Genomic DNA, 24,657 nt, shown 5'->3' with positions numbered 1-24,657 from the left:
GAATGCGTCGGCATCGCCCTCTAATATAGCTTGTGGCGCCCGATGGTTCGCTTAAGTTTGCGCCGCCACTTCCTCCGCCGAGCGCGTCATATCGATACCCCTTCGCTCGCGGCTGAAGAAGATCAACGCGGCGATCACGACAGCGACGGTTCCCGCAACGATCGCCATTGCCGTGCCGTAGTCCTTGCCGTGGGCCTCGGCGATCGATGCCTGCATCGTCGCATTGACGGCCGCCAGCAGATTGCCGAGTTGATAAACGAGCCCCGGAAACGTCGCGCGAATCTCATCCGGCGAAATCTCGTTCAGATGCACTGGAATCACGCCCCACGCGCCCTGCACGGAAATCTGCATGAGGAACGCGCCGATGGCGAGCATCACCGGGCCTGTCGAGAACGCCCATAAATACAGAACCGGCAACGCGATCAGCGCGGCGATGAAAATCGCCACGCGCCGTCCGATCTTCTCGGAAAGCGACCCGAAAAAGAGACCGCCGACAATCGCGCCGATATTGAGCACGATGGTAATCAGCGAAACCGTGTGCGGGTCGAAATGATGCTGTTCGCGCAGGAAGGTCGGATACAGATCCTGCGTGCCATGCGAGAAAAAGTTGAACGCGGTCATCAGGACGATCGCGTAAAGCGAGAGCTTCCAGTTCTGCTTGAGCGTGGCGAGCAGACCCGGCCGCTTGCGCTTTTCGAGCGCGCGCCACGCGGGCGATTCCGGCACGTGCGCGCGCACATATAGCACGAGCAGCGCGGGCGCGACGCCGACAAAGAACATCCCGCGCCAGCCGACGAACTGATAAAGCACGCCGAATACGATCGACGCGAGCAAGTAGCCGCTCGGATATCCCGCCTGCAGCAAGCCCGAGACGAAGCCGCGCGAGGAAGGCGGCACGGTTTCCATCGTCAGCGCGGAGCCGACGCCCCATTCGCCACCCATCGCGACGCCGAAGAGAAAGCGCAAGATCAGCAAAGTCGTGAGATTCGGCGATAAACCCGAGAGCAATTCGAGCAGCGAATAAATCGCGATGTTGATCATCAATGTCGGACGGCGGCCGAATTTATCCGCGAGTCGCCCGAAGATCAACGCGCCAAGCGGACGCGCCGCCAGCGTAAGCGTAATGGCGAAGGCCACCTTGGGAATGCCAGTATTAAATTCGGCGGCGATGTCCTTCAATATGAAGACCATCAGAAAGAAGTCGAATGCGTCGAGTGTCCAGCCCAGGTAAGCCGCAATCGTTACGTTTCGTTGTTCGCGCGTCCAACTCATTGCCGTTGTCTCCGTTCGATTAATTGATTGGCTTGCCTGGCGAGCGGCGAGGCCGGACAGGCAGGGCCGCAGGCACGCTGAGTGTACGCCCGTGTTTAATTAGCTGCAGGAGGTCAAGAAAGCGCGTGGCACGAATAAGCGCGATTAAATCGTGATCGTAAGCGCGAATGATTCGAATCGATTCGATTCAACAGAAGATCGAATAGACGACGTAAGAAAATTGAATAGGATTTGAAAAGAAAAGGCGCGGAAACAAAAAACCCCACGCGTTGATTCGTGGGGTTGTTTGCAAAACGCTGAAAGAGACCTTGGTGCCCAAGAGAGGACTCGAACCTCCACGGTGTTGCCACCGCTAGGACCTGAACCTAGTGCGTCTACCAATTCCGCCACCTGGGCAAGGGTGCGTGTACTGCGTTTTGTGCTTCGTGAGCAGCAAAGAACGCCATTATATCGACCGGATTGCGTCTGTCAAGCATTTCCATTCGACGATTCGCAGCGCGAGCGTGATCCTCGCTGCGGCATGCTCAAGCGCCTGCGCGCCTCATGAGGGCCCGAATACGGGTGTTAGAATGACTTGCAACGATGCCCGCCATTGAAGGCTGCAAAGTTCCGCGAAAGTCCATCTAAACGAGAAGAAAGACGATCAAGCCCTTGAGCAAATATCCGTATCCGATTCCCAGCCGCGAAGAGATTCTCGGCGTGCTGCGCACGAGCGAGACTCCGCATGCCGCGAACGACATCGCCGAGGCATTGTCGATCAAGCGCCAGGAGCGCGAAGGATTTTTCAAGCGACTGGCGGCCATGGAACGCGACGGGCAAATCCGCCTCGACAAGCGCGGTCACTACCAGCTCACGCATCCTTCGAACTTCGTTGCAGGCCGCGTGCAAGGTCATCGCGATGGCTTCGGCTTCCTGATCCGCGACGACGGCCAGGACGATCTCTTCCTTCCCAATGGCGAAATGCAGAAGGTCATGCACAACGACCGCGTGCTTGCGCGCATCGTCGGCTTCGACCGGCGCGGCCGGCCGGAAGGGCATATCGTCGAGGTCACGGACCGCGCGAACAAGCGCATCATCGGTAGGCTCATCAACGAGAATGGCGCGTTGATTCTCGTGCCGGAAGACAAGCGCATCGGTCACGACATTCTCATCACGCAGAACCCAAAGAAGGCGAAGGTCGGGCAAGTGGTTTCCGTCGATCTCACCGATTTCCCGAGCCGTCATTCGCAGCCGCTCGGCCGCGTGGCCGAGGTGATCGGCGATATCGACGATCCCGGCATGGAGATCGAGATCGCCGTGCGCAAGTACGGTGTGCCGCACGAATTCAGCGACGCCGCGCTTGCCGCCGCCGCGAAGCTGCCCGACGAAGTGCGTCCGGTGGACATTCGCCATCGCGTGGACTTGCGCGATGTGCCGCTCGTCACGATCGACGGCGAAGACGCCCGCGACTTCGACGATGCCGTGTATTGCGAGCCCATCTCCGTGGGCCGCGGTTCGGGCTTCCGGCTGCTCGTGGCGATTGCGGACGTGTCGCATTACGTGCGCCCGAACGAAGCACTCGATGTCGACGCGCTCGACCGCAGCACGTCGGTGTACTTTCCGCGTCGCGTGATCCCGATGCTGCCGGAAAAGCTCTCGAACGGCTTGTGTTCGCTGAACCCGGACGTCGATCGTTGCGTGCTCGTGTGCGACATGGTCATCACCGCGCGCGGCGAAATCAAGGCATATCAGTTTTATCCTGGCGTGATGCATTCGGCCGCGCGTCTTACCTACACCGAAGTCGCCGCGGTGCTCACGAACACCAAGGGACCGGAAGCCGCGCGCCGCGCCGAGATCCTGCCGCAATTGCAGGATCTCTACGGCGTCTACAAGGCGCTGCACGCCGCGCGTCAGAAGCGCGGCGCAATTGATTTCGACACCACCGAGACGTATATCGTCGTCAACTCGCAGGGCAAGATCGAGCAGATCGTGCCGCGTCATCGTAACGACGCGCATCGGCTGATCGAGGAATGCATGCTGGCGGCCAACGTCTGCGCGGCGGACTTTTTGAAGCGCAACAAGCATCCGGGCCTCTACCGCGTGCATGCGGGACCGACCGAGGAGAAGCTCGAAAACCTGCGCACGTTCCTGCGTGGCGTCGGTCTCACGCTGACGGGCGGCGCGAAGCCTCACGCGAGCGATTACGCCGCGCTGATCGCGCAGATTCGCGACCGGCCCGACGCGCAGATGCTCCAGTCGATGGTGCTGCGCTCCATGCAGCAAGCGGTGTATAGCCCGGACAACATCGGTCACTTCGGGTTGGCTTACGAGGCGTACGCGCACTTCACGAGCCCGATTCGCCGCTATCCCGACTTGCTCACGCATCGCGCCATTTACGCCATTTTGCAGGGCAAGAAGTATCTGCCCGAAGTGGGTCACGACACATCGCTTAGCACCGGCCTCACGAAAGCCGCGCGCGAGATGCAGAAGAACGACGATCAGTCGCGCGGCCGTTCGCGCAACAACGTCGCGATTTGGGAAGAACTCGGGCTGCATTGTTCGTCGAACGAACGTCGCGCCGATGAAGCCTCTCGCGATGTCGAAGCCTGGCTCAAGTGCTATTTCATGCGCGACAAGCTCGGCGAGGAATACGGCGGCATGGTGAACGGCGTGACGTCGTTCGGCATCTTCGTGCAACTCGATTCCCTGTTCATCGAAGGGCTCGTGCATATCACCGAACTGGGCTCGGATTACTTCCAGTACGACGAGATCAAGAACGAACTGCGCGGCGAACGCACGGGTATCCGGTATCGCATGTCGGATCGTGTGCGTGTGCAGGTGGGCCGCGTCGATCTCGATGCGCGCAAGATCGACTTCCGTCTCGTGCGCGACACGCCGGTGAAGCCGCCGGCGCCGCGTCCGTCCGCGAATGCGGGCGCCGAGCATGCATCGGGCGGCGATGCGGGTGGTCCGCGCATCCGCGCTTTCGACGACGACGTCACCGGCACGCGTACGCGTGGCGGCACGAAGAAGGGCGCGGCGGTGGCGTCGGCCACGCGCGGTGGCGCGGCCAGAAAGCGTGGCGTGGCGTCGAAGTCATCGGCGCAGGGCAGGCCGGCGCGCAAGAAACGATAAGACGCGCTTCAGGGCGCTAGCTGGCAATCGCGCGGTCCGACGCCACGAGCTTCGGACCGCGTCATGCTTTTATGGATTTCACGAAGGTTTGGATCAGTCATGTCACGTCTCAAGGTTCTATACGGTTTTCACGCAGTGACCGCGCGTTTGCGTGCGGATGCATCGTCGATCGAAGAGGTCTTGTACGACCCTTCGCGCAAGGACCGGCGCATGCAGGATTTTCTGCGGACCGCGAAGGAAGCGGGCGTTCGCCTGATCGCAGCCGAGGAATCGCGCTTGTTCGGGCTCGCGGGCACCATTCAGCATCAGGGCGTGGTGGCGCGCGGGCAAGACTTGCCGCTCGCGCAGAATCTGGCCGAATTGCTCGATGGCGTGACCGGCACGCCGCTTCTGCTGGTGCTCGATGGCGTCACCGATCCGCATAATCTCGGCGCGTGTCTGCGTGTCGCCGATGCGGCGGGCGCGCATGCCGTGATCGCGCCGCGCGACCGTTCCGCCGGGCTGAACGCAACGGCGGCGAAGGTGGCGAGCGGCGCGGCGGACAGCGTGCCCTACATCACCGTGACGAATCTGGCGCGCGCGCTGCGCGAATTGAAGGATGCGGGCGTGTGGGTGATCGGCACGGCGGGCGAAGCGTCAGCGAGTCTCTTTGAAACGAAGCTGGACGGCCCGGTGGCTATTGTGGTGGGCGCGGAAGGCGAAGGCATGCGCCGTCTCACGCGCGAGACGTGCGACGAGATCATGAATATCCCGATGGCCGGCGCGGTGGAAAGTCTCAATGTGTCCGTGGCGAGCGGGGTTTGTTTATTCGAGGCCGTGCGGCAGAGAAGTGTGAAGAAGTAGCGTGCCAATGTTGTCCCGCCTGACCGCCCTGATCTGCGCCTGTGCGCTCACCGCCTGCACCACCACCATGATCGACCGCGGCACCTACCTCGCCGACACTCAGTACCACGCAAAAGGCGCCGACTCCCGCGTGCGCTTTCTCGTCATGCACTACACCGAGATCGACGAAGCGAAGTCTCTCTCGGTCCTGACCGGCGATCAGGTGAGCGTGCACTACGTCGTCCCCGATGCCCCGCGTATCGAACGAGGCGAGCCGGTCGTCTATCAACTCGTGCCGGAAGACCAGCGCGCGTGGCACGCCGGGCTGAGTTACTGGCAAGGCGCGACGGAACTCAACGCTTCGTCCATCGGGATCGAGAACGTGAATCTCGGGCCCATTGACACGCCGTCCGGCCGCGGGTGGCAACCTTATCCGCCCGCGCAGATCGACGCGCTCATCGAACTGTCGCGCGATATCGTCACGCGCTATCGCATTCCGCCGACGCGCGTCGTCGGCCATAGCGATATCGCACCGCAACGCAAGATCGATCCCGGTCCGCTTTTTCCGTGGCACACGCTTTACCAGGCGGGCATCGGCGCATGGCCCGACGATGCCACGGTCGCCGCGCATCTCGCCGGCCGTGCGCCGAAGGCGCCCACGGATGTCCGCGCGCTTCAGGAAAAGCTCAAACGTTACGGTTACGATGTCGCCACCGACGGTGTCCTCGATGAGAAAACGCGCCGCGTCTTCGGCGCGTTCCAGATGCACTTCCGCCCGTCGGACTACGCGGGTGACGCGGATGCCGAAAGCGACGCCATCGCGTCCGCGCTCATCGACAAATATCTGCCCTGACATGAGCGACTACTTTCTGCCGCTTCGCGCGCTCCATATGACCTGCGCGGGACTGAGCATCGCCGGTTTCTTGCTGCGCTGGATCTGGATGCTCGCGGATCCGCGTCTCTTGCAAAAGCGTGCGGTAAAAATCGTCCCGCATATCGTCGATACCGTGCTGCTCGTCTCGGCCATCGCGCTCGTCGTCATCATCGGCTTCGACGCGAATGCCGCGTGGCTCGCAGCGAAGATCGCGGGCCTCGTCGTCTATATTGTGCTCGGGACGTTTGCGCTCAAACGCGGCCGCACCAAAACCTCGCGGGCAATCTTCGGCGTGCTCGCCATCGTCGTCTTCGCGTTCATCGCTTCGGTGGCGCGCACGCACGATCCGCTCGGTTTCCTGCACGCGTTCGCTTAGCGGAGCAAGATGCTCCCTTGGACTCGAATTCTCACCTCGAAAGCAGCAACACCATCATGACTCAGGACGAACTCAAGCAACTGGTCGGCCAGGCCGCCGCCGATTATGTCGACGCGCAGACGCCCGAAGGCTGCATCATCGGCGTTGGCACGGGGTCCACCGCCAATTGCTTCATCGATGCGCTCGCAAAGTCGAAAGCGCGTTATCGCGGCGCGGTATCGAGTTCGCTCGCGACCACGGCGCGCCTCGAAGCGCATGGCTTCAAGGTCTTCGATCTCAACGAAATCGAAAGCTTGCCCGTGTACGTGGACGGCGCCGATGAAATCGACGGCAGCGGCGCGATGATCAAGGGCGGCGGTGGCGCGCTCACGCGCGAGAAAATCGTCGCGTCGGTGTCGGACGTGTTCGTGTGCATCGCCGATGCAAGCAAGCGCGTCGACGTAATGGGCAAGTTCGCGCTGCCCGTCGAAGTCGTGCCGATGGCGCGCACGGCTATCGGCCGCAAGCTCGTGACGCTCGGGGGCGTGCCGATCGTGCGCGTGACGCTGGACGGTTCACCCTTCATCACGGACAACGGCAACGAGATCATCGACGTGAAAGGGCTTTCCATCACCGACCCGCGCGCGCTCGAAGCGCGGATCAACGCGTGGCCGGGCGTCGTGACCGTCGGACTGTTCGCGGCGCGCGGCGCGAATGTGTGTTTGCTGGGCACGGAGAAGGGCGTCGAACGTATCGACTACGCGGCATAAAAAACCGCTCGAGGGCAGCACGCTCAAACAAAAATGGCCCGGAATGTCCGGGCCATTTTCTATCCAAAGGCAAAATCAGAACGCGTTACGTCCGATAAAGCCCTTGAACATGGTCATCGCGACGATCTTGATGTCGAACCAGAACGACCAGTTGTGGATATAGAACAGGTCGAACTTCACGCGGCTCTGCATCTTCTCGACTTTTTCGGTCGCGCCACGATAACCGTTCACCTGCGCCCAACCCGTAATGCCCGGTTTGATGCGGTAACGGAACATATAACCGTAGACGAGATCCTTGTACAAGTCGTCGTGTTCGAGCGCGTGCGGGCGCGGGCCCACCACCGACATATGTCCGAACAGTACGTTCAGGAACTGCGGCAGCTCGTCCAGACTCGTGCGGCGCAGGAATGCACCGATCTTCGTCACACGCGGGTCGTTGCGCGTTGCCTGGGTCACGTGGCCGCTCGTTTCCTTGTGCACGGCCATCGAACGGAACTTGTAGATGCGGAACGGCCGTCCGTCAGCGCCCTTGCGGTTCTGCGTGAAGAAGACCGGTCCCTTCGAGGTAGCCTTCACCGCGATCGAAATGCCGATCATGAGCGGCGACAGCGCCAAGAGTGCGGCGGCCGCGAACAGGCGGTCGAACAGCATCTTCGGCCACATTTGCAGCGTGCTGACCGGCGAGGTCGTCAGGTTGATGGTGGCGAGCCCGGCGACATCCGTCATCGAATGATTGAAGAGCGAGATGCTGCGGGTGTCTGGAATCAAACGCAGATTCACGAAGTCATGGCGCAGCGCGTGCACGAAGCGGTAGATGGTGTGCTCTTGCGAAAGCGGCAGCGCGAGCCACACTTCGTTGATCTCTTCGCGGCGCACTTTCTCGACGAGTTCGTCGAAGTCGTTGAGCACCGGCATGCGCATGGAAGCGCCCAGCGTGCTGCCTACGCCGCTCGCGTGCAATTCCTCGTCGCCGGTCGTATCGAGCAGGCAAACCGGCGTAAAACCCTGTTCGGGCGTGCTGCTGAGGTGCGCGAGCAAGGTGCGCGCGAAACCCTGCGCGCCGACGATAGCCACGGTGCGCTGGTTGAAGCCGCGGCCACGCATGGCTCTAAGGCTCAGATAGACCGCGCACTTCGCGACGACGATCAACGCGCCGGAAATCAGCGTGGAATAAGCGAACCACAGACGCGAGACCAGATCCATCCGATGCAGCGTGAACGCCAGCAAAAGCGCCGCCGCCGCCACCGCGACCCAGGCGAGCGTCACGCGTGCGAGCATCACCGGCAACGGCTTGCCGCGCCAGGCTTCGTACACGCCGAACGCCGGAAACAGCAAGAGGGCGAGCACGCAATTGAACGCGATCAGCAACTTTTCGACATCGCTGAAATCGAGCGAGGAGAAGCGCATGAAGTGCGCAATCACCCCGCCTGCGATGATTAGGAACACGTCGAGACAACGTGCCGAGCGGGCGAACATATCGCGATTTTTAGTTTGCATCTGCATTATCAGGCGCTGGGAACGGAGACGTTTTCCTGCACGCGCATGCGCGGCAGCAGGCGGTCGAATTCACGCTTCACGAGGCCGTAGCACTCGCAGGCGCGGGCTTCGAGCCCTTCGCGGTCCACCACCTTGATACAGCCGCGGCTGTGATGGATGAGGCCCGCATCGTGCAGCTTGCCGGCTGCTTCGGTCACGCCTTCACGGCGCACGCCCAGCATATCGGCAATTAATTGTTGCGTCACTTGTAGTTCGTTGGACGCCGTACGATCAATTTCGATCAGAAGCCAGCGGCAAAGTTGCTTATTGAGCGAATGATGGCGGTTGCATGCGGCCGTCTGCGCGACTTGCGTGAGCAGCGCTTGCATATAAAGAAGCATCAGGCGGCGCAGGAAGTCGGAACGCGCGAATTGGTCGCGCAGGGCTTGCGCGCTCATGCGATACGCGAAGCCGGGGCACTGCACTTGCACGCGCGTCGGCATGGTTTCGCCGCCCGTGAGCACCGGCACGCCCGTCATGCCTTCGCGGCCGACCGCCGCGATTTCGACGGAACCGCCATCTTCCATGGTATGCAGCAACGAGATGATGGCCGTCGTCGGGAAATAGACGTGATGAATGCGCTGGCCGGAATCGCACAGCAGTTGTTCGGTGCGCAGTTGAACGAGCTCGAGATGCGGAGTCAGTGCTTGCCATTCGTGCGCCGGAAGCGCGCCAAGCAAATGGTTGCCGTGCAGGTCGGACTGGAGGGTCAGCATGGTTGTTCTCTCGTAGCTCGCGCAGTGCGCTTCACTCTTTTATTTACTGATGTGAACGTTATCCAACACATTCCGTCCTTCACATCAGCCCCGTAGCTCCTGTGTCGCGCATGAGTTGATTTGGTTGATTGCGTCGATCGGGTGGCGACACTCTTTTAGCGAGGACTGTGCCAATGCGGCGAGCGTCAATGTGGGCGGGGCCTCAGTGCAAATCCGCCGTTTGTGATGCAGTGCAGCGAAGCATTTTTGTTTCAGTTTTGAACATTGCTGGTCTTAGGAATACGTATGCGACCCAATACGTAGCATTGTTGCGATCCCCACGAATGAAGGATTGGTCATATCGCATTACCGCGCGACAGGGCTCTTGGGGAGACATCAGGTTGCAAACCTTCCTTCTTTCGTAGGGAGTTTGAAAATTGATTCATCCGTGTTCCATCGGCTTCGTGGGCAAGCGAACGTGCATTCGTGGATGATTCGCTTGCTTATCCGCAAAGCCTTGCTGCGTATGTCTTTGCGACATGCAAGCCGTGCATGGTCGTGATTCGCGTTCAAGGGCAAAACGTTGCGGCTCTTGCGCGATGTGGAATCCTCACGCGATAAGCATCACGGTGAACGATCTTCATGTCGGCCGTGATGGCTTACATCGGCCCATACGAGGCTTGCACAGCATGCTTCAACGAACATCATCACGATGATTCAGCGTAAAACGTTTGCGTGACATTTGATGGTTTGGTGCTTTGCGACAACGCCGAATTACGCGGAGGGAAGAATTCAGAAATGTTTCATCGAGGACAACTTCGAGCGCTTGTGTGTCGCGTGAAGCGTTGAACACAGCGCAAAGCAGCGTGAGATTTGACTAACACACTTGGCGTGCCATGTCGCCGAGAGATTGGAGCAAGCAAAAAACCCCTTGAAATAAGGCTCGAAATGAGGGCGCCGCAAAGGGCGCATCTCATGAATCATGCTATGAAATGTTCAACAGACTATAGCGGCGAGAGGCGGCACTACGCGCGAATACGCATCTTCGAGAACATCGAAAGAGGCTTCGCAAAGCTCGCAATGTTGTCGTGAAAGCGAGCGAGCGAGACGGCATTGCATGACCATGGTCTCGCTTGCGATCTTGCGGGCGCTGGTATGCGTTTGCACGGGTATGTCGAAGCCTTGCTCGCGCATCCATTGCAGGTAGTGCGCAAGCAGTTCGAAGTTCGCGCCGAGCTGCCGCATTACGTTTGCGAAGTAGAGCTGCGTGTAAGCGTCACCGCGCGCGAGCATGGCATCGACATGTTTGGGAAAGGCAGCACGCCAGCGCGTGATCGGATTGTGCAAAGGACGTCGCAGCAAATGCGCGCACAACAGATCGGCCGATGCTTCCGCCAAGGCCGTTCCGGTAAGCGGTTCACGTACACGCTTGACGAACTCGACATGCGGGAAAAGTGTCGCGGCCAAGGTGCTTGCGTCGCTGGCGGGCAAGCCCAGCACGCCGTTGTAGTCATCGCCATCGAGCAGATGGTAGCCCGTGTGATGAAAGTAGCCGAGACGCCGCGCATTGGGATCGATCACATCGATGCCGATAGTCGTCTTCGCATGCTCGCGATGGTAGGAAGCCGACCGCGTGTCGGGCAAGAAGAACGCATCCGTTTCGATCAGCACGGTGTTTGCGCGGCGCGTCTGCACGAGCGCGCGTTCTTCGAGCGAATGGAAGATCGAAAGCTCCTGTACTTGCAGGCCGTAAAGCTTTTCGATGTCTTCCGGTGTAATGCGGCCGAGCGTGAACTGGTCGTCCTCGAAGTCTTGCGCGACGCTATACGCGAGTGCCGCGCGCGGTTCGAGACCATTGCCATGCAGAAGCTCGATCCAGAGATCGACGGGTCCCGCGCCGTCGCGCCAGATGCGCTCGCCACGATGCAACGCATGCGCGTGATGCCGCCGCGCGCGCAGGCGCAAGGGGTCGAGTTGCACGACGCGCGAACGGCCTGCGTCGGAACCCGTCACACCGCCGGTGTGGAACGCGCTCATGCGTTGACCTCTGAGCAGTAAGGACGGCGTCCGATACCGCCCGTGCGGCCGGGCATGCAGTCATTTTTGCTTTCGTTTTTTTGCGCGCCCGAGTCGCGGTCGACGGCGGTAAGCATCTCGATTTTCCCATGAAGGTGCCGCATGAAGCGAGCGCTATCGGTGCATGCGAATGCACGAAATCGCGCCGGGTGCACGGTTGCATGCACTTATGGGCGGCGAACGGTGCATCGCGGCCCGTGTATGCGGTTTTAGGTTCGAAGGCGTCTTTTTCCCCGAGACGCCTTGCGTGCGGTTGGCCTTATTTGACGGGGCTGCAAGGGCTATCGTCGGTGCGCCGCCGCACGGAATGTTGGCTCACCGGGACGTAACGTGTGATGGTCGCCACGCCGGTTTTATCCGGCCCGAGCATGGAGAATAAAACGATGAACTGGAAAGCCCTTGATTTCGAACAGCTCACTGCGCGAGAGCTTTATCTGATTCTGCGCGCACGCAGTGCGGTGTTCGTCGTCGAACAGTCGCATGTGCACCTCGATCCCGATGGCCGCGATGAAAGCGGCGTGCATGTCTTCGCAGCCGAAGACATGACTCGTTCGATGCCCGTGCTCGCCTATGCGCGCATTCACGAAGGCGATGCCGAAGACCCGGAAGTCGTCGTCGACAAGATCTTGACGAGCCCGCTGCGTCGCGGCGATGGCACCGCGCATGCGCTCATCGAACGCGTGCTCGAAGTGACCGCGGAACGTTGGCCCGGACGCGGCGTGCGCCTCACGGCGCCTGTGAGTCTGCGCGGCTTTTACGAAGCGTTCGGCTTTCGCAAGACCGAAGGTCCGTTCCTCGAACACGGCATGCCGTACATCGGCCTGACGCGAAAGAGCCGTCAGACGGCGCGCGAAACGGCGAGCGCCAGCAAGGCGCAACTGCACGCCAACACCTACGAGTTGCTGTAAGCAGCTTTGCGCGCGCTGCTTGGCCCTTAAGGCGGCGCGCGCGATCCAACGAATTCCACGCTGTAAAAACGAAAGGCAATCCAGGACACGCGGACCGACCAAGGTCGCGCGTGCCGAACCCACATGCGAATAGTCCATCTAGCCAACCACGCACAGACGATTGGCAACGGCACCGTCAACATGATGGTGGATCTCGCCTGCATGCAGGCGCGCATGGGGCAGGAGGTAATCGTGGCGTCATCCGGCGGCGGATTCGAGCCGCTCTTGCGACGTCACGGCATCACGCATATTCCGTTGCAACAGTCGCGCCAGCCTTGGCGCGTCCCTTCGATGATCGCGGGCTTCAATCGCCTTATCGACCGATTCGATCCCGATATCGTGCACGCGCACATGATGACGGGCGCATTGATCTCGCGGTTTGGCAGCATGCGCCGCCGCTTCGCGCTCGTCACGACCGTGCACCATGAATTGCAGAAGAGCGCGTCGCTGGTGCGCTCGGGCGATCGCATGGTCGCCGTGAGCGATGCGGTCGCGAAGGATCTCGTCGCCCGCGGTATCGGGGCCGAGCGGCTTTCGGTCGTGCGCAATGGTGCGATAGGCGCGCCGCGGCTCGTGTGCCGTCCCGCGCCGAAACCCCTGCGTTTGAAGCATCCGAACGTGGTTTGCGTGGCGGGGATGTATCGAAGAAAGGGTATTACCGATTTGCTGCATGCATTCGCGCTGTTGCGCGAGCAATCGATGCACGACCGGGAATTCATACCGGAGCCGCATCTGTACCTGGTAGGCGACGGGCCCGATCGCAGCGCGATGGAAACGCTCGCCGCCGAGCTGGATCTGGGCGCGACGGTGCATTTCACCGGCTTCGTCGCGGACCCGCGTCCGTATCTCGCCGAAGCCGATGTCTTCGCGTTGCTGTCGCTTCAGGACCCGAGTCCGCTCGTGATCGCCGAGGCGCGCGAGGCAGGGTGCGCGATCGTTGCCACGCGTATCGGCGGCATCCCCGAATTACTCGATGGCGGCGCGGCGGGCGTGCTCGTGCCCGATGGCAATCCGGCCGAGGCGGCGGCGAAACTGCGCTGGCTGCTGCTCGACTCGCAGGCGCGCGGCCAACTGTCGGCGCGCGCGCGACAGAATCTGCATCAGCTTTCAGTCGAGCGCGTAAGCAACGAATACCTGACGATCTATCAGGAAACGCTCGCGGAACGCGCTTCGCAACGGCCACGTGCGATGCCGGTCGGCCCGCGTCGCACGCGCGCGCCCGATGGCGCCGTCTGAGCGAATAGACCGACGAATGAACTAAGTGGTGCACGACGAAAACGCGCATACGTACCGCATAAAGCGCGCGAGTGTCATACAAAAGGGGTATCGAATCGGGCGAGCGTTCGCGGTCGCACAGAACGCATACGAGATGCTTGCTCAAATGCTTGCATGACCGGTTCGCATTTCGGACGGACCGCAAAAAAACGCTCGCGCCGCGCTGCGACGTCGCCATTCTTCAGTTTCCCTGACGAATGCCGGCGCGCGCGCGGCGCGAGTGCAGCACTCAGGGCATGCAGCAAGAAGGGCGGCGACGTGGCGATTGCACCCCGTCAGAGGGAATACCCTGTCAGGAAATTCCCAACTGGTTCTCGGTGCAACGAAGACGCAACGTATCAGGCACGACGACCGGACCAGTCGGTTGTCGCCGTGCCTCGGCGCCTCTGAGCAAACAGCGTGTTCACGACGAACACACATGGCTACGGACAGGCGACAAAGGGGAGAAGCGAGATGGATGAAAACAAAGAGCGATCGCTGGTGGCGAAGGTCATGGACGGACTCGTCTCAGGGATCGTCGAGCAGAAATATGGGGCGATATTGCCGCCGCAGGACATCCTCTCGAAGGAGTTCGACGTAAGTCGGACCGTCATGCGTGAAGCGCTCTCCATGCTGCTCGCGCGGCATATGCTGGACGTGCGGCCGAAAACCGGCACGCGCATCCGGCCGATGAGCGACTGGCGCCTGATCGACGAAGATGTCGTGAGCTGGCGTTTTCGCGCGAAGCCCGATCAGACGTTTCTGCGCGATGTAATCGAATTCCGCATGCTGATCGAACCCCGTGCCGCCGCGCTGGCAGCAGCCCGCGCGACGCCCGACGAGATCGCCGGCATTCGCGATGCCTTCGACGCGCTTTCGCAATTGCAGGTTGGCGAGCCGGAATATCAGGCCGCCGACGAAGTGCTGCATACGCGTATCGTGGCGGCGAGCGGCAATCAGTTCTTTCGCCAGATGACGGCGATCGTGCGCGGTGCGCTCGTCACGGTGAATCCGATCGTCGACGGCATCGAGTCGGTGCGTGAAGCGACGCTTGCGGCGCAGCGGCTCGTGGTCGAAGCCATCGAATCGAAAGATACCGATGCAGCCGAGCGCGCGACGCGCGCACTCGTCGACCTCGCGGCGGAAGATGTGGGCCGCGGGTTCTCGCTCGAGCGCTCGAGCCCGCAGTATCCGGCGCAGCCGCCGAGCGTGAATGCTCCGGCAGGCGCGTAACGGCGTCCGTATCGCGTGAAAAGCCGGGACCTGTCCCGGCTTTTTGCATTTGGCCGCGCGGTTCCTTGAGGCACAATGCCTCCCACGATGAACATCTCGCGGGAGACCGGCTTTGAGCAATACCGAAACGAACACGACGACGAACACGGGAAAGACGAACGCGATCCGCTGGGGCATCGTGGGTGCGGGACGCATTGCACGGCGCTTTGCCGAAAGCCTGGGGCATGTCGATGGCGCGGCACTCGCGGGCGTCTGGTCACGACGCGCCGAACCCGCTCGCGCGCTGGCGGCACCGCATGGCGCGCGCGCCTTCGACGACCTCGACGCCATGTTCGGCGAGATCGACGCGGTCTATGTCGCAACCATGCAGGACAGTCATCCCGAATACGCGCTGCGTGCCTTGGCGGCGGGCAAGCCCGTGCTCTGCGAGAAACCGGCCGCCGTGAACGCGCGCACCTTGCAGACCATGATCGACGCCGCGCGCGCGTCCAAGCTGCTTTTCATGGAAGCGATGAAGCCGCCGTTCTATCCGCTTTATCGCCGTTTGCGCGAGCATCTTGCGCGCGATCCCATCGGCGAGATCGGACTCGTGCGCGCGGGCTGTTCGATAGCCGGCGTGCCGCTCGATCATCCGTCGTTCTCACTCGAAGCGGGCGGCGGCGCGTTGCTCGATATCGGCGTCTACGAAGCGTTTCTGGCGGTCGACTGGCTCGGCGAGGCGCTCGACGTGCAGACGATCGGCCGCGTGGGCGAAACGGGCGTGGATGTCTTCGCGAGCCTCAACGTGCGCCACGAGCGCGGCATCGCGCAGATATTCTGCGGGCTCGATCTGCAAGGTCGTGGCGATGCGCTCATCGGCGGCACTCAAGGCACGGTGACGATCCACGAGAACTGGTGGAACCCGGCGCGCGCAAGCATCGTTTATACGGACGGACGCCGCGTCGAACTCGACGAGCCTTTCAGCGGCGGCGGCCTGAACTACGAGACCGCGCACTTCTGCGAGCTGCTGCGCGCGGGCGCCATCGAAAGCCCGATCATGCCGCACGCCATGTCGATGCGCATGATCGCCATCATCGATGCCGCCCGGCGCGATCTGAACGTGCGCTTCCCGTTCGAGGCAGATTAGCGTTCGCCGCCCATGCAGCTCAATGCCGGCCCGGCAGCGCGAGGCGTCTTTCGAACCTGCGCTGCACGAATTCCAGCACGCTGCAGAGCACCCAATAGACGAACGCCGCCGCGAGATAAAGCGGCAACGGCTGATACGTCGCCGCGATCACTTCCTGCGCGCTGCGCAGCAACTCCGTCACGGTGATGACCGAGACGAGCGACGTATCCTTGATCAGGCTGATGAGACTGTTCGACAGACTCGGCACCGCAATGCGCAAGGCTTGCGGCCCGACCACGTAACGCAGCGTCTGGGCGCGCGACAAACCGAGACTGTAGGCCGCGAGCCATTGCCCGTTGGGGATGCCGAGAATCGCGCCGCGCATGCTTTCCGAAAGATACGCCGCCACGTTCGCCGACAGCGCGATCACGCCCGCGGGCGTCGGGTCGAGCGAGATGCCGAGGCTCGGCAGGCCGTAGTAAATCACGAAGATCTGCACGAGCAGCGGCGTGCCGCGCATCACGCTCACATAGCAGCGGCCGATGGCGACGAGCGCGCGGCTGCGGCTGATGCCCATCAACGCCAGGACGACGCCCGCGATGAGTCCGAAGAACATCGAATAAAGCGCGAACTTGATCGTCAGTAGCGCGCCTTGCGCCAGCACCGGGGCCGATTGAACGAGCAGGGAGGTCGTGGACATGAACGGGGAAGCAGGAAGGAGAGCGGGCACGTTGCCGCGCAAAGCGCACATCATAAACCGCGCGCGAAAAAGACAAGGGCGACACCGTCAGACGATGCCGCCCTCGAGCCGCGCGTTACGCTCTAAACGTCCGCAACGCCTTTCGGCGCGCGGGAACAAGGCTTACTTCGCGGGCTTGGTCACGTCGATACCGAACCACTTCTGCGAGATCTTCGTGAACGTGCCGTCCTGTTCAAGCTGGGTCATGGCGTCGTCGATCGCCTTGGCGAACTTCGGGTTGCCCTTCTTGAACGGGATGCCGGACGGGCTGCCCTTGTCGAGATTCGCGCCCGTGCGCAGCGGTAGTTGCGAGTTCTTCAGCAGATAGGCGAGCATCAGACGGTCGTTGAGCGCGGCGTCCAGACGGCCGGCTGCCAGATCGCGCAAATATTCGGGCGCGCCCGGATACGTCTTCACATCGATACCCGGCACCGACTTCGCCATGTCCATGTAGTTCGTGCCGAGACCGACGCCGAGCTTCTTGCCCTTCAGTTCGTCGAGCGACTTGAATTCGCGCTTGTCATCCGCGCGCTGGATCAGCTGCGCGTTCGAGTACGTGTAGGCGGGCGAGAAGTCGAGCGTGGCCTTGCGCGCATCGGTGATACCGACTTGATTCACGATCACGTCGAACTTGCCAGCCTGCAGGCCCGCGATGATGCCGCTCCACTCCGTCGTCACGAACTCGGGCTTCACGCCGAGCTTGGCGGCAACCGCCTTGGCGATATCCACGTCGTAACCGACCAGCTCGCCTTGCGGCGACTTCGAGTTGAACGGGGGGAAGGTGCCTTCCAGACCGACGCGCAGCGTGCCGCGTTGCTTGACGGAATCGAGCAGGTCTTCGGCATGCGCCGCAGCCGACAGGGACGCGCCGATCAGACCGGCGACGAGCACTTTCTTGAGCGTGGACAGTTTCATCGTGTTTTATTCCTCTTGAATGGCATCGCGACGGCGAGCCGTGCTTTGCAGGTGCGGCATCATAGATAAAAGGCAAGCGATGCGTAAGATCGTTTGCTTATTTCCATATTCCTACGCAAGGGCTTCGACGCACTCGCGCACGAGCGCCGGTCCCTTGTAGATCAGCCCCGTATAAATCTGCACGAGCGATGCTCCCGCCGCGAGCTTCGCGCGCGCGTCCTCGCCCGAGAAAATTCCGCCCACGCCGATGATCGGCACATCCGCGCCCAGTTCGGCGCGCAGCTTGCGGATCACCTCGTTGGACGCATCGAAGACGGGGCGGCCCGACAGGCCTCCGGTTTCCTCGCCGTGCCGCATGCCGCTGACGGCGGTGCGCGAGAGCGTGGTGTTGGTGGCGATCACGCCGTCGATACCGTGCGTGAGGACGGTTCCGGCGATCGACTTGATCTGCTCGTCGTCGAGATCGGGCGCGATCTTGAGCGCGAGCGGCACGAGCTTGCCGTGAAGATCGGACAGACGCTGCTGCTTGTCCTTGAGTGCGCCGAGCAGAGAATCCAGTTCGCCCGCGCCCTGTAGCTGCCGCAGATTCTTCGTGTTCGGCGACGAGATATTGATCGTCACGTAGCTCGCGAACGGATAGACGCGTTCGAGGCAGTACAGATAGTCATCGGCGGCGCGTTCGATCGGGGTATCGGCGTTCTTGCCGATATTGAGCCCCAGGACGCCGCGATAGCGCGCCGCCTGCACGTTGGCGACGAACTGTTCGACGCCGCCGTTGTTGAAGCCCATGCGGTTGATCAGCGCGCCCGCTTCCGGCAGCCGGAAAATGCGCGGCCGCGGGTTGCCCGGCTGCGCGCGCGGCGTGACCGTGCCCACTTCGATGAAGCCGAAGCCGAGCGCCGCCAGTCCGTCGATGCACGCGCCGTCCTTGTCCAGTCCCGCCGCGAGACCGACGGGATTGCGGAACGCGAGGCCCATCACGTTGCGCGGCGAGTCGGGGCCGCGTTTGGCAAGCATGCCGGCGAGTCCGGTGCGGCCGGCCGCGCCCAGCATGCGCAGGGTGAGGTGATGAGCGTCTTCCGCGTCCATCTTGAACAGATGCGAGCGCGCGAGCGGGTAAAGGGAGCTGAACACGAAGTGAACGCCTGCGACGGCGAGTTTTTTGAGACCCGCTATTTTAGCGGCTTTGCAGAGGGCGCCGGAGTGGATGGTTGCGGCGCGAGTTTTTGTCGGCGAGGTGCGGCGATTCGGGGAAGCGGTTGTTTCCTGCCGATGGGGCTTTCCGAGCGTCAAGCGCAAGGTTGCCGCGCGCGAGGCGCTTGCTACTTCGGCTGACTCACGTTGTGGATGCGGCCCGGCATCGGCAAGGTCCCGGCGGAAAGCGTCGTTGCGGGATCGAGCGGTGACCAGCGGCCATCGATCAGCCCTTCCAGCGGCCGGAAGTTGGCCTTGTACGCCATCTTTTCGCTTTCGCGAATCCAGTAGCCGAGATACACGTGCGGCAAGTCGAGGCTCTTCGCCTGCTCGATCTGCCAGAGGATGTTGAACGTGCCGAAGCTCGTGTGCGGCAGGCCCGGCTCGAAGAACGTGTACACGGACGAAAGCCCGTCGCCGAGAATGTCGATCATGCTGATCATGCGCAATGCGCCGGGCGTGTCCGCGTGGCCCGGCTCGCGGAATTCGACGAGCCTCGAGTTGATCCTGCTTTGCAGCAAAAACTGTTCGTACTGGTCGCGGCTGTCGCGATCCATGCCGCCACCCGCGTGCCGCGCCGATTGATAGCGCATATAAAGCGCGTAGTGCTCTTCGTCGTAATGCAGCGGCGCGACGCTCGCGACGAGATTGCCGTGCTGCTTCCAGACGCGCCGTTGCGTGCGGTTCGGGGCGAAGCGCGCCACCGGCACGCGCACCGGCACGCAGGCACGGCAACCGTCGCAATACGGGCGATACGTGAACACGCCGGAACGCCGGAAGCCGGCTTTGACGAGTTCGGTGTAGACGTCGGAATTGATGAGATGGCTGGGCGTCGCGACTTGCGAGCGTGCCACGCGTCCTTCCAGATAACTGCAAGGATAGGGCGCTGTTGCATAGAATTGCAGCGCGGAAAGCGGTGACAGCGGCAGCTCGTTCGGATGTGTCACGTTGGCGGCTCTCGTCTCGCGGGCGTCTCGTCGTTGCTGGTTTCTGGTTGCCTGGTTGATGCCTGTCCGGTGCCTGGTTCCGTTCCGGTGTCCTTGCGTCGTCGTCTAGCGCTCGATCAGTTCCGCGAGAACCGATTTATCGAAACGCCAGGGAATCGGCGCATCTTCGACCGCGTGACGCAGATGCGTGACAAACGCGCGGCGGCCGATCTCGCGGCCGCCCAGCGACGCCAGATGCGCCGTATTCTGCTGACAGTCTATCATCCCAATTTTATGGCGGCGCAAGTGCGCGACGAGCGCGGCGAGGGCGATTTTCGAGGCATCGGTCTTGTGCGCGAACATCGATTCGCCGAAGAACATCTTGCCGAACGACACGCCATAAAGCCCGCCCACGCGCCGCCCGTCGAACCACGTTTCGACGCTGTGCGCCTTGCCCGCGCGATGCAGCGTCGAGTACGCCTCAACGATTTCGGAAGTGATCCACGTGCCGCGCTGACCGTCGCGCGGCGTGTCGGCGCACGCGTGCATCACGGCGGCGAAGTCGTCGTCCACGCGCACTTCCCAGAGCGGCTCGCGCGACACGCGTTTGAGCGTCTTGCGCAGCGAATCGGAGACTTTGAACTCGTCCGGAATCAGCACCATGCGCGGATCGGGACTCCACCACAGCACGGGCTGACCGTCCGAATACCACGGAAAGATGCCGCGCCGGTAGGCATCGACGAGACGCGCGGGCAAGAGCTCCGCGCTCGCGGCGAGCAAACCCGGCGCGCCGCTCGATGCGCCGAGCGCGCGCTCGACGGGCGGGAACGGATCGTCGTCGGCGAGCCAGGGAACCATGGTCGAAGCAGTCGATGCGCGAGGCGCTCAGCCTTCGCGCAGCGTGCGGAAGATGTCGCCCGTGTGCAGCGTGAAGTTGCCCGCGGCGCGGTCGGCGAAGAAGAAACGCAGCGTCTGGCCGACGGTCGGAAAGGCGATTTCGTCCCACGGAATCTCGCTTTCCTCGAAAAGACGCACTTCGAGACTTTCCTCGCCGGCGTCGATTTCGATATCGAGCAGACGCGCGAGATAGAACAGATGCACCTGATGCACGTGCGGCACGTTGAGCAGCGTGAAAAGACTTTGAATCTCGACGCGCGCGCCTGCTTCCTCGAGCGTTTCGCGCGATGCGCCTTCGCTCGTGGTCTCGTCCATTTCCATGAAGCCTGCCGGCAAGGTCCAGTAGCCGTAGCGCGGCTCGATTGCTCGGCGGCACAAGAGCACCTTGTCGTCCCACACCGGCACCGTGCCGACGACGTTGCGCGGATTCTGGTAGTGAACGGTGCCGCAACTGCCGCAAACGAAGCGCTCGCGGTTGTCGCCAGGCGGGACCGAAAGGGCGACCTCGTGGCCGCAGACGGAACAGAATTTCATGGAAATGGACGTGGGAAGTGTGGTGCGAGTGTATCACCGGCTTGGGGGTCGTCATGAAGGGCGGGTGAGGCGGAAAGCGGGGGCGCGATCGGTTGGTCGGGCGGAGCGCGCGCAGGCGACGCGAACGAAGCGAACGAAGCGAACGAAGCGAACGAAGCGAACGAAGCGAACGAAGCGAACGAAGCGAACGAAGCGAACGACGCGAACGACGCGAACGACACGAACGACACGAACGACACGAACGACACGAACGACACGAACGACGCGAACGACCGCGAACGACGCGAACGACCGCAAACGCCAGAGCGCTTCGCCTCACCGCCCATCTCGCTACAATGGTTGACTGACGTTGCCAGCTACTCCCCATTCACGATTGACGGGCGCATCGCTCCGTACGAACTCCATGTCCACTTCTCCTCGTCCCCCGATGCTCGCGACCGCGCAAGCGCTCGGCCTTCTCCTCGACGCCGCGCATCGGGTCGATGGCACCGAGCGCATCGATACGCTCGATGCCGCGGCGTCGCTCGGCCGCGTTCTCGCCGCCGATGTCACGTCGCCGCTAGACGTTCCGCCAATGCACACCAGCTCGATGGACGGATACGCCGTCCGCGCCGCCGATCTCGCCGGCGCGAGCGAGGCCGCGCCGCGCGCGCTGCCGGTGTCGCAACGCATTCCGGCTGGCCACGCCGCCACGCCGCTCACGGCAGGCACGGCCGCGCGCATCTTCACCGGCGCGACGGTGCCTCCGGGCGCCGATACCGTCGTCATGCAGGAAATGGCGCGTGCGGCGGACGACGGCAGCGTCGCGTTCGCGCACGCGCCCGCAGCCGGCGAATGGATCACCCAACAAGGCGCGGACATCCGCGGCGGTTCGGTGATCCTGCCTGCGGGCACGCGCCTCACGCCGCAAGCTTTGGGTCTCGCGGCATCGGTCGGTTGCGGCGCGCTCGATGTCGTGCGGCGCGTGCGCGTCGCCATCTTCTTCACCGGTGACGAACTGCGCATGCCCGGCGAGCCGCTCGCGCCCGGCGCCATCTACAACTCGAATCGCTTCGTGCTGCGCTCGCTGCTTGCGAAACTCGGTTGCGACGTGACCGACCTCGGGATCGTGCCGGATCGTCTCGACGCAACGCGCGAAACCCTGCGCCACGCGGCCGGGGAACACGATCTGATTCTGACGTGCGGCGGGGTATCGGTCGGCGAGGAAGATCACGTGAAACCGGCGGTGGAAGCCGAAGGACGCATCGCCATGTGGCAGATCGCGATGAAGCCCGGCAAGCCGCTCGCGTTCGGCAACGTGCGACGTTCAGATGCCGCACTCGGCGAAGCATATTTCATCGGCCTGCCGGGAAATCCGGTGTCGAGCTTTTGCACCTTCTTGCTGTTCGTGCGGCCGTTCCTGCTGCGGCTGGCAGGCGCGAGCGACGTCGCGCCGCGCGTCTACTCGATGCGTGCCGACTTCAGCCAGAAGAAGGGCGACCGCCGCAACGAGTTCCTGCGCGCGCGCGTGAACGACGCGGGCGGCCTCGATCTCTTTCCCAATCAAAGCAGCGCCGTGCTGACTTCGACCGTGTGGGGCGACGGGCTTATCGACAATCCGCCGGATCACGCCATCCGCGCGGGGGAGACGGTGCGCTTCATTCCCTTTTCAGAGTTGATGCGGTAGAAGGCCATCAAATGCATATCGAACTGAGATTTTTTGCCAGCGTGCGCGAAGCGCTGGGTGTCGCGAACGAGACGGTCAGCGTGCCGGACACCGTCGTGAATGTCGGCGATGTACGCGCCTGGCTGCGCATGCGCGGCGGCGCGTGGGCCGAAACGCTCGCCGAAGGCCGTGCGTTGCGCATGGCCTGCAATCACGTCATGACGGACCCGTCGCAGCGCATCACGGATGGCTGCGAAGTGGCGTTTTTCCCGCCGGTCACGGGCGGTTGACATGACGATCGTGCGCGTACAGGAGGCGGATTTCGATCTCGGCGCGGAAGTCGCCGCGCTGCGAGCGGGCAATCCGAAAGTGGGCGCGGTGGCGTGCTTCGTCGGCACGGTGCGCGACTTGAACGAAGGCAGCGCGGTCGAGACGATGGAGCTCGAGCACTATCCCGGCATGACGGAGAAATCGCTGCACGAGATTGCCGAGTCGGCGCGTGCGCGCTGGCCTGGGTCGGACGTGCTGATCGTGCATCGCGTGGGAAAACTGAAGCCGCTCGATCAGATCGTGCTGGTCGCAACCACGGCGATGCATCGCGGCGAGGCGTTCGAGTCGTGCGGCTTCGTCATGGACTACTTGAAAACGCAGGCGCCGTTCTGGAAGAAGGAAAAAACCGACGCGGGCGAGCGCTGGGTCGATGCGCGCGAATCGGATGATACGGCGCTGGCTCGCTGGCAAAAGCCGAAAAGCTAAAGCGCGGCGATGGTCATAGGAAAAGGCGACGATCCGCGGATAAGTCAAACCGCTTACCGCGTGACTGGCGAGACAAAAGCGGCACGCGAAATCGCGCTAAGAGCGCTCGCAAACGGGTAAAAGCCAAAAACCTTGGGCGGCAAGACAAGCGTGATCGGCGAGGAAGAACGCCGCGAGCGTCACTTCGTATCCGCCGAACGTCCCACGAATCTCGCTGGAAACGCTTCCGCCGATGGCCGCTTTGCGAAACGCGGCTCTTCCCGGCCGCCGGTGCGCTGCCGTTTGAGCGCCGCGAGAAGTTCCTGCTGCGCGTCGGGAATCTTGTAATCCCAGCCGAACTTGCTCAATTGCAAACTGTGCGCGATCCGCAGTGCTGGTTCCATGAACTGCACGGCGGCGGCCGGCTCGTAACGCGCGTCCACGGTGTCGAGAAAGAGCGTAAGCCAGCGTGCGAAATGCTCGGGCGCGATACCTTCGAGCGGCCGATGCGCCTCTTGCACATTCCCGCGATACTGCTTCGTTCCCAACACGAGGCTCGACCAGAAGGTCGTCATTTTGGCGAGATGCTCGTCCCAGCGGCCCGTCAGTTCGCGCGAAAAGATCGGGCCGAGCAGGGGATCGTCATCGACACGGCGATAAAACGTCTCCACGAGCGTGCGGATGTTGGCTTCGTCCGGTTCCGCAAAGCGAGCCGGGCGGGCAGATGATTCGTGAAGGGTCATGGCAAATAAATGTTATGCGGATGCTTACACGCAAGCGTCAGCACATTATGCTGACGATAGGCGCTGTTTTGTCGCAAAATGTCGCGTCTTGAACAGCGATAATCCGACCGGTCGTTCAATTTTTCGTGGCGGGCCGCATCAGGATGTTAGACCTTATGTGCGCGTTGAGGTCATTGTCGCTGGCGCACGCGCGGTGTTTTTCCGCGCATCCCGCGTCGCGCCGCTTTCGCCGTCTGCTCTTCGTTTGCCCGCGTGCCTCTGGCTCCGTTGTTCTCG

General features: G+C 62.3%; 23 protein-coding genes and 1 tRNA gene. 12 read left to right on the top strand and 12 right to left on the bottom strand.

Features of this window, described 5'->3' with window-relative positions:
* Window positions 1–51 precede the first annotated feature (51 nt).
* Together NCR98_RS08000 and NCR98_RS07995 are read right to left on the bottom strand one after the other, a co-directional pair.
* Window positions 52–1,272, bottom strand: coding sequence for an MFS transporter (locus NCR98_RS08000; protein WP_244825382.1), 1,221 nt, complete (start codon window positions 1,270–1,272; stop codon window positions 52–54).
* Between the two features lie 309 nt (window positions 1,273–1,581).
* A tRNA-Leu gene (locus NCR98_RS07995) sits at window positions 1,582–1,668 on the bottom strand.
* Window positions 1,669–1,923: 255 nt separating this feature from the next.
* On the opposite strand from NCR98_RS07995, the gene rnr reads away from it, so the two are divergent.
* From rnr to rpiA, 5 genes are all read left to right on the top strand, one after another.
* The gene (rnr, locus tag NCR98_RS07990; RefSeq protein ID WP_244825381.1) at window positions 1,924–4,386 is read left to right on the top strand and encodes a ribonuclease R; all 2,463 of its coding nucleotides are present in this window, start codon (window positions 1,924–1,926) and stop codon (window positions 4,384–4,386) included.
* 99 nt (window positions 4,387–4,485) lie between these two features.
* Window positions 4,486–5,229 (top strand): 23S rRNA (guanosine(2251)-2'-O)-methyltransferase RlmB, encoded by a 744-nt coding sequence (gene rlmB / locus NCR98_RS07985; protein WP_244825380.1) that lies wholly within the window; start codon window positions 4,486–4,488, stop codon window positions 5,227–5,229.
* Between the two features lie 7 nt (window positions 5,230–5,236).
* Window positions 5,237–6,061: an N-acetylmuramoyl-L-alanine amidase gene (locus NCR98_RS07980; protein ID WP_250525939.1), complete on the top strand. Its 825-nt coding sequence runs from the start codon at window positions 5,237–5,239 to the stop codon at window positions 6,059–6,061.
* Between the two features lies 1 nt (window position 6,062).
* The gene (locus NCR98_RS07975; protein ID WP_250525918.1) at window positions 6,063–6,458 is read left to right on the top strand and encodes a SirB2 family protein; all 396 of its coding nucleotides are present in this window, start codon (window positions 6,063–6,065) and stop codon (window positions 6,456–6,458) included.
* A 56-nt stretch (window positions 6,459–6,514) separates the two neighbouring features.
* On the top strand, window positions 6,515–7,207 hold the full coding sequence (gene rpiA, locus NCR98_RS07970) for a ribose-5-phosphate isomerase RpiA (RefSeq protein WP_250525938.1): 693 nt from the start codon (window positions 6,515–6,517) through the stop codon (window positions 7,205–7,207).
* A 75-nt stretch (window positions 7,208–7,282) separates the two neighbouring features.
* On the opposite strand, the gene NCR98_RS07965 is transcribed toward rpiA, so the two are convergent.
* From NCR98_RS07965 to NCR98_RS07955, 3 genes are all read right to left on the bottom strand, one after another.
* Window positions 7,283–8,683, bottom strand: a complete 1,401-nt coding sequence (locus NCR98_RS07965; RefSeq protein ID WP_244828053.1) for an undecaprenyl-phosphate glucose phosphotransferase — start codon at window positions 8,681–8,683, stop codon at window positions 7,283–7,285.
* A gap of 29 nt (window positions 8,684–8,712) precedes the next feature.
* Window positions 8,713–9,459, bottom strand: coding sequence for a Crp/Fnr family transcriptional regulator (locus NCR98_RS07960; protein ID WP_244825377.1), 747 nt, complete (start codon window positions 9,457–9,459; stop codon window positions 8,713–8,715).
* Between the two features lie 975 nt (window positions 9,460–10,434).
* Window positions 10,435–11,475, bottom strand: coding sequence for a DUF1839 family protein (locus NCR98_RS07955; protein ID WP_250525917.1), 1,041 nt, complete (start codon window positions 11,473–11,475; stop codon window positions 10,435–10,437).
* 422 nt (window positions 11,476–11,897) lie between these two features.
* Here NCR98_RS07955 and NCR98_RS07950 point away from each other — a divergent pair, with 422 nt between their 5' ends.
* From NCR98_RS07950 to NCR98_RS07935, 4 genes are all read left to right on the top strand, one after another.
* Window positions 11,898–12,422: a GNAT family N-acetyltransferase gene (locus NCR98_RS07950; RefSeq protein WP_244825375.1), complete on the top strand. Its 525-nt coding sequence runs from the start codon at window positions 11,898–11,900 to the stop codon at window positions 12,420–12,422.
* Between the two features lie 123 nt (window positions 12,423–12,545).
* Window positions 12,546–13,697: a glycosyltransferase family 4 protein gene (locus NCR98_RS07945; protein ID WP_250465008.1), complete on the top strand. Its 1,152-nt coding sequence runs from the start codon at window positions 12,546–12,548 to the stop codon at window positions 13,695–13,697.
* A gap of 492 nt (window positions 13,698–14,189) precedes the next feature.
* A complete protein-coding gene (locus tag NCR98_RS07940; RefSeq protein WP_250525916.1) occupies window positions 14,190–14,948 on the top strand; it encodes a FadR/GntR family transcriptional regulator in 759 nt (252 codons plus the stop codon).
* Window positions 14,949–15,060: 112 nt separating this feature from the next.
* A complete protein-coding gene (locus NCR98_RS07935; protein ID WP_250525915.1) occupies window positions 15,061–16,074 on the top strand; it encodes a Gfo/Idh/MocA family protein in 1,014 nt (337 codons plus the stop codon).
* A 19-nt stretch (window positions 16,075–16,093) separates the two neighbouring features.
* On the opposite strand, the gene NCR98_RS07930 is transcribed toward NCR98_RS07935, so the two are convergent.
* The 6 genes from NCR98_RS07930 to NCR98_RS07905 form a co-directional block, all read right to left on the bottom strand.
* Window positions 16,094–16,753, bottom strand: a complete 660-nt coding sequence (locus tag NCR98_RS07930; RefSeq protein WP_244825371.1) for an amino acid ABC transporter permease — start codon at window positions 16,751–16,753, stop codon at window positions 16,094–16,096.
* A gap of 162 nt (window positions 16,754–16,915) precedes the next feature.
* Window positions 16,916–17,707 (bottom strand): transporter substrate-binding domain-containing protein, encoded by a 792-nt coding sequence (locus tag NCR98_RS07925; RefSeq protein ID WP_250465002.1) that lies wholly within the window; start codon window positions 17,705–17,707, stop codon window positions 16,916–16,918.
* A 111-nt stretch (window positions 17,708–17,818) separates the two neighbouring features.
* The gene (locus NCR98_RS07920) at window positions 17,819–18,841 is read right to left on the bottom strand and encodes a quinone-dependent dihydroorotate dehydrogenase (protein ID WP_250525914.1); all 1,023 of its coding nucleotides are present in this window, start codon (window positions 18,839–18,841) and stop codon (window positions 17,819–17,821) included.
* 188 nt (window positions 18,842–19,029) lie between these two features.
* A complete protein-coding gene (locus NCR98_RS07915) occupies window positions 19,030–19,848 on the bottom strand; it encodes an arginyltransferase (protein WP_250492468.1) in 819 nt (272 codons plus the stop codon).
* 105 nt (window positions 19,849–19,953) lie between these two features.
* Window positions 19,954–20,685, bottom strand: a complete 732-nt coding sequence (aat, locus tag NCR98_RS07910) for a leucyl/phenylalanyl-tRNA--protein transferase (RefSeq protein ID WP_244825367.1) — start codon at window positions 20,683–20,685, stop codon at window positions 19,954–19,956.
* 27 nt (window positions 20,686–20,712) lie between these two features.
* Window positions 20,713–21,258, bottom strand: a complete 546-nt coding sequence (locus NCR98_RS07905; protein ID WP_244825366.1) for an NUDIX hydrolase — start codon at window positions 21,256–21,258, stop codon at window positions 20,713–20,715.
* Between the two features lie 427 nt (window positions 21,259–21,685).
* Here NCR98_RS07905 and NCR98_RS07900 point away from each other — a divergent pair, with 427 nt between their 5' ends.
* The 3 genes from NCR98_RS07900 to moaE are packed head-to-tail and all read left to right on the top strand — an operon-like array spanning window position 21,686 to window position 23,659.
* The gene (locus NCR98_RS07900; protein WP_350029503.1) at window positions 21,686–22,924 is read left to right on the top strand and encodes a molybdopterin molybdotransferase MoeA; all 1,239 of its coding nucleotides are present in this window, start codon (window positions 21,686–21,688) and stop codon (window positions 22,922–22,924) included.
* A gap of 11 nt (window positions 22,925–22,935) precedes the next feature.
* Window positions 22,936–23,193, top strand: coding sequence for a molybdopterin converting factor subunit 1 (moaD, locus tag NCR98_RS07895; RefSeq protein ID WP_244825364.1), 258 nt, complete (start codon window positions 22,936–22,938; stop codon window positions 23,191–23,193).
* 1 nt (window position 23,194) lies between these two features.
* The gene (gene moaE, locus NCR98_RS07890; protein ID WP_250525912.1) at window positions 23,195–23,659 is read left to right on the top strand and encodes a molybdopterin synthase catalytic subunit MoaE; all 465 of its coding nucleotides are present in this window, start codon (window positions 23,195–23,197) and stop codon (window positions 23,657–23,659) included.
* A 179-nt stretch (window positions 23,660–23,838) separates the two neighbouring features.
* Here the strand turns inward: moaE and NCR98_RS07885 are convergent, their stop codons facing one another.
* A complete protein-coding gene (locus NCR98_RS07885) occupies window positions 23,839–24,381 on the bottom strand; it encodes a group III truncated hemoglobin (RefSeq protein WP_250525911.1) in 543 nt (180 codons plus the stop codon).
* Window positions 24,382–24,657 lie beyond the last annotated feature (276 nt).

The organism is Caballeronia sp. GAWG2-1 (assembly GCF_023631405.1).
Classification (GTDB): Bacteria; Pseudomonadota; Gammaproteobacteria; order Burkholderiales; family Burkholderiaceae; genus Caballeronia.
The sequence above is the reverse complement of the archived record's forward strand: the minus strand, read 5'-3'. Positions and strand labels throughout refer to the sequence as shown.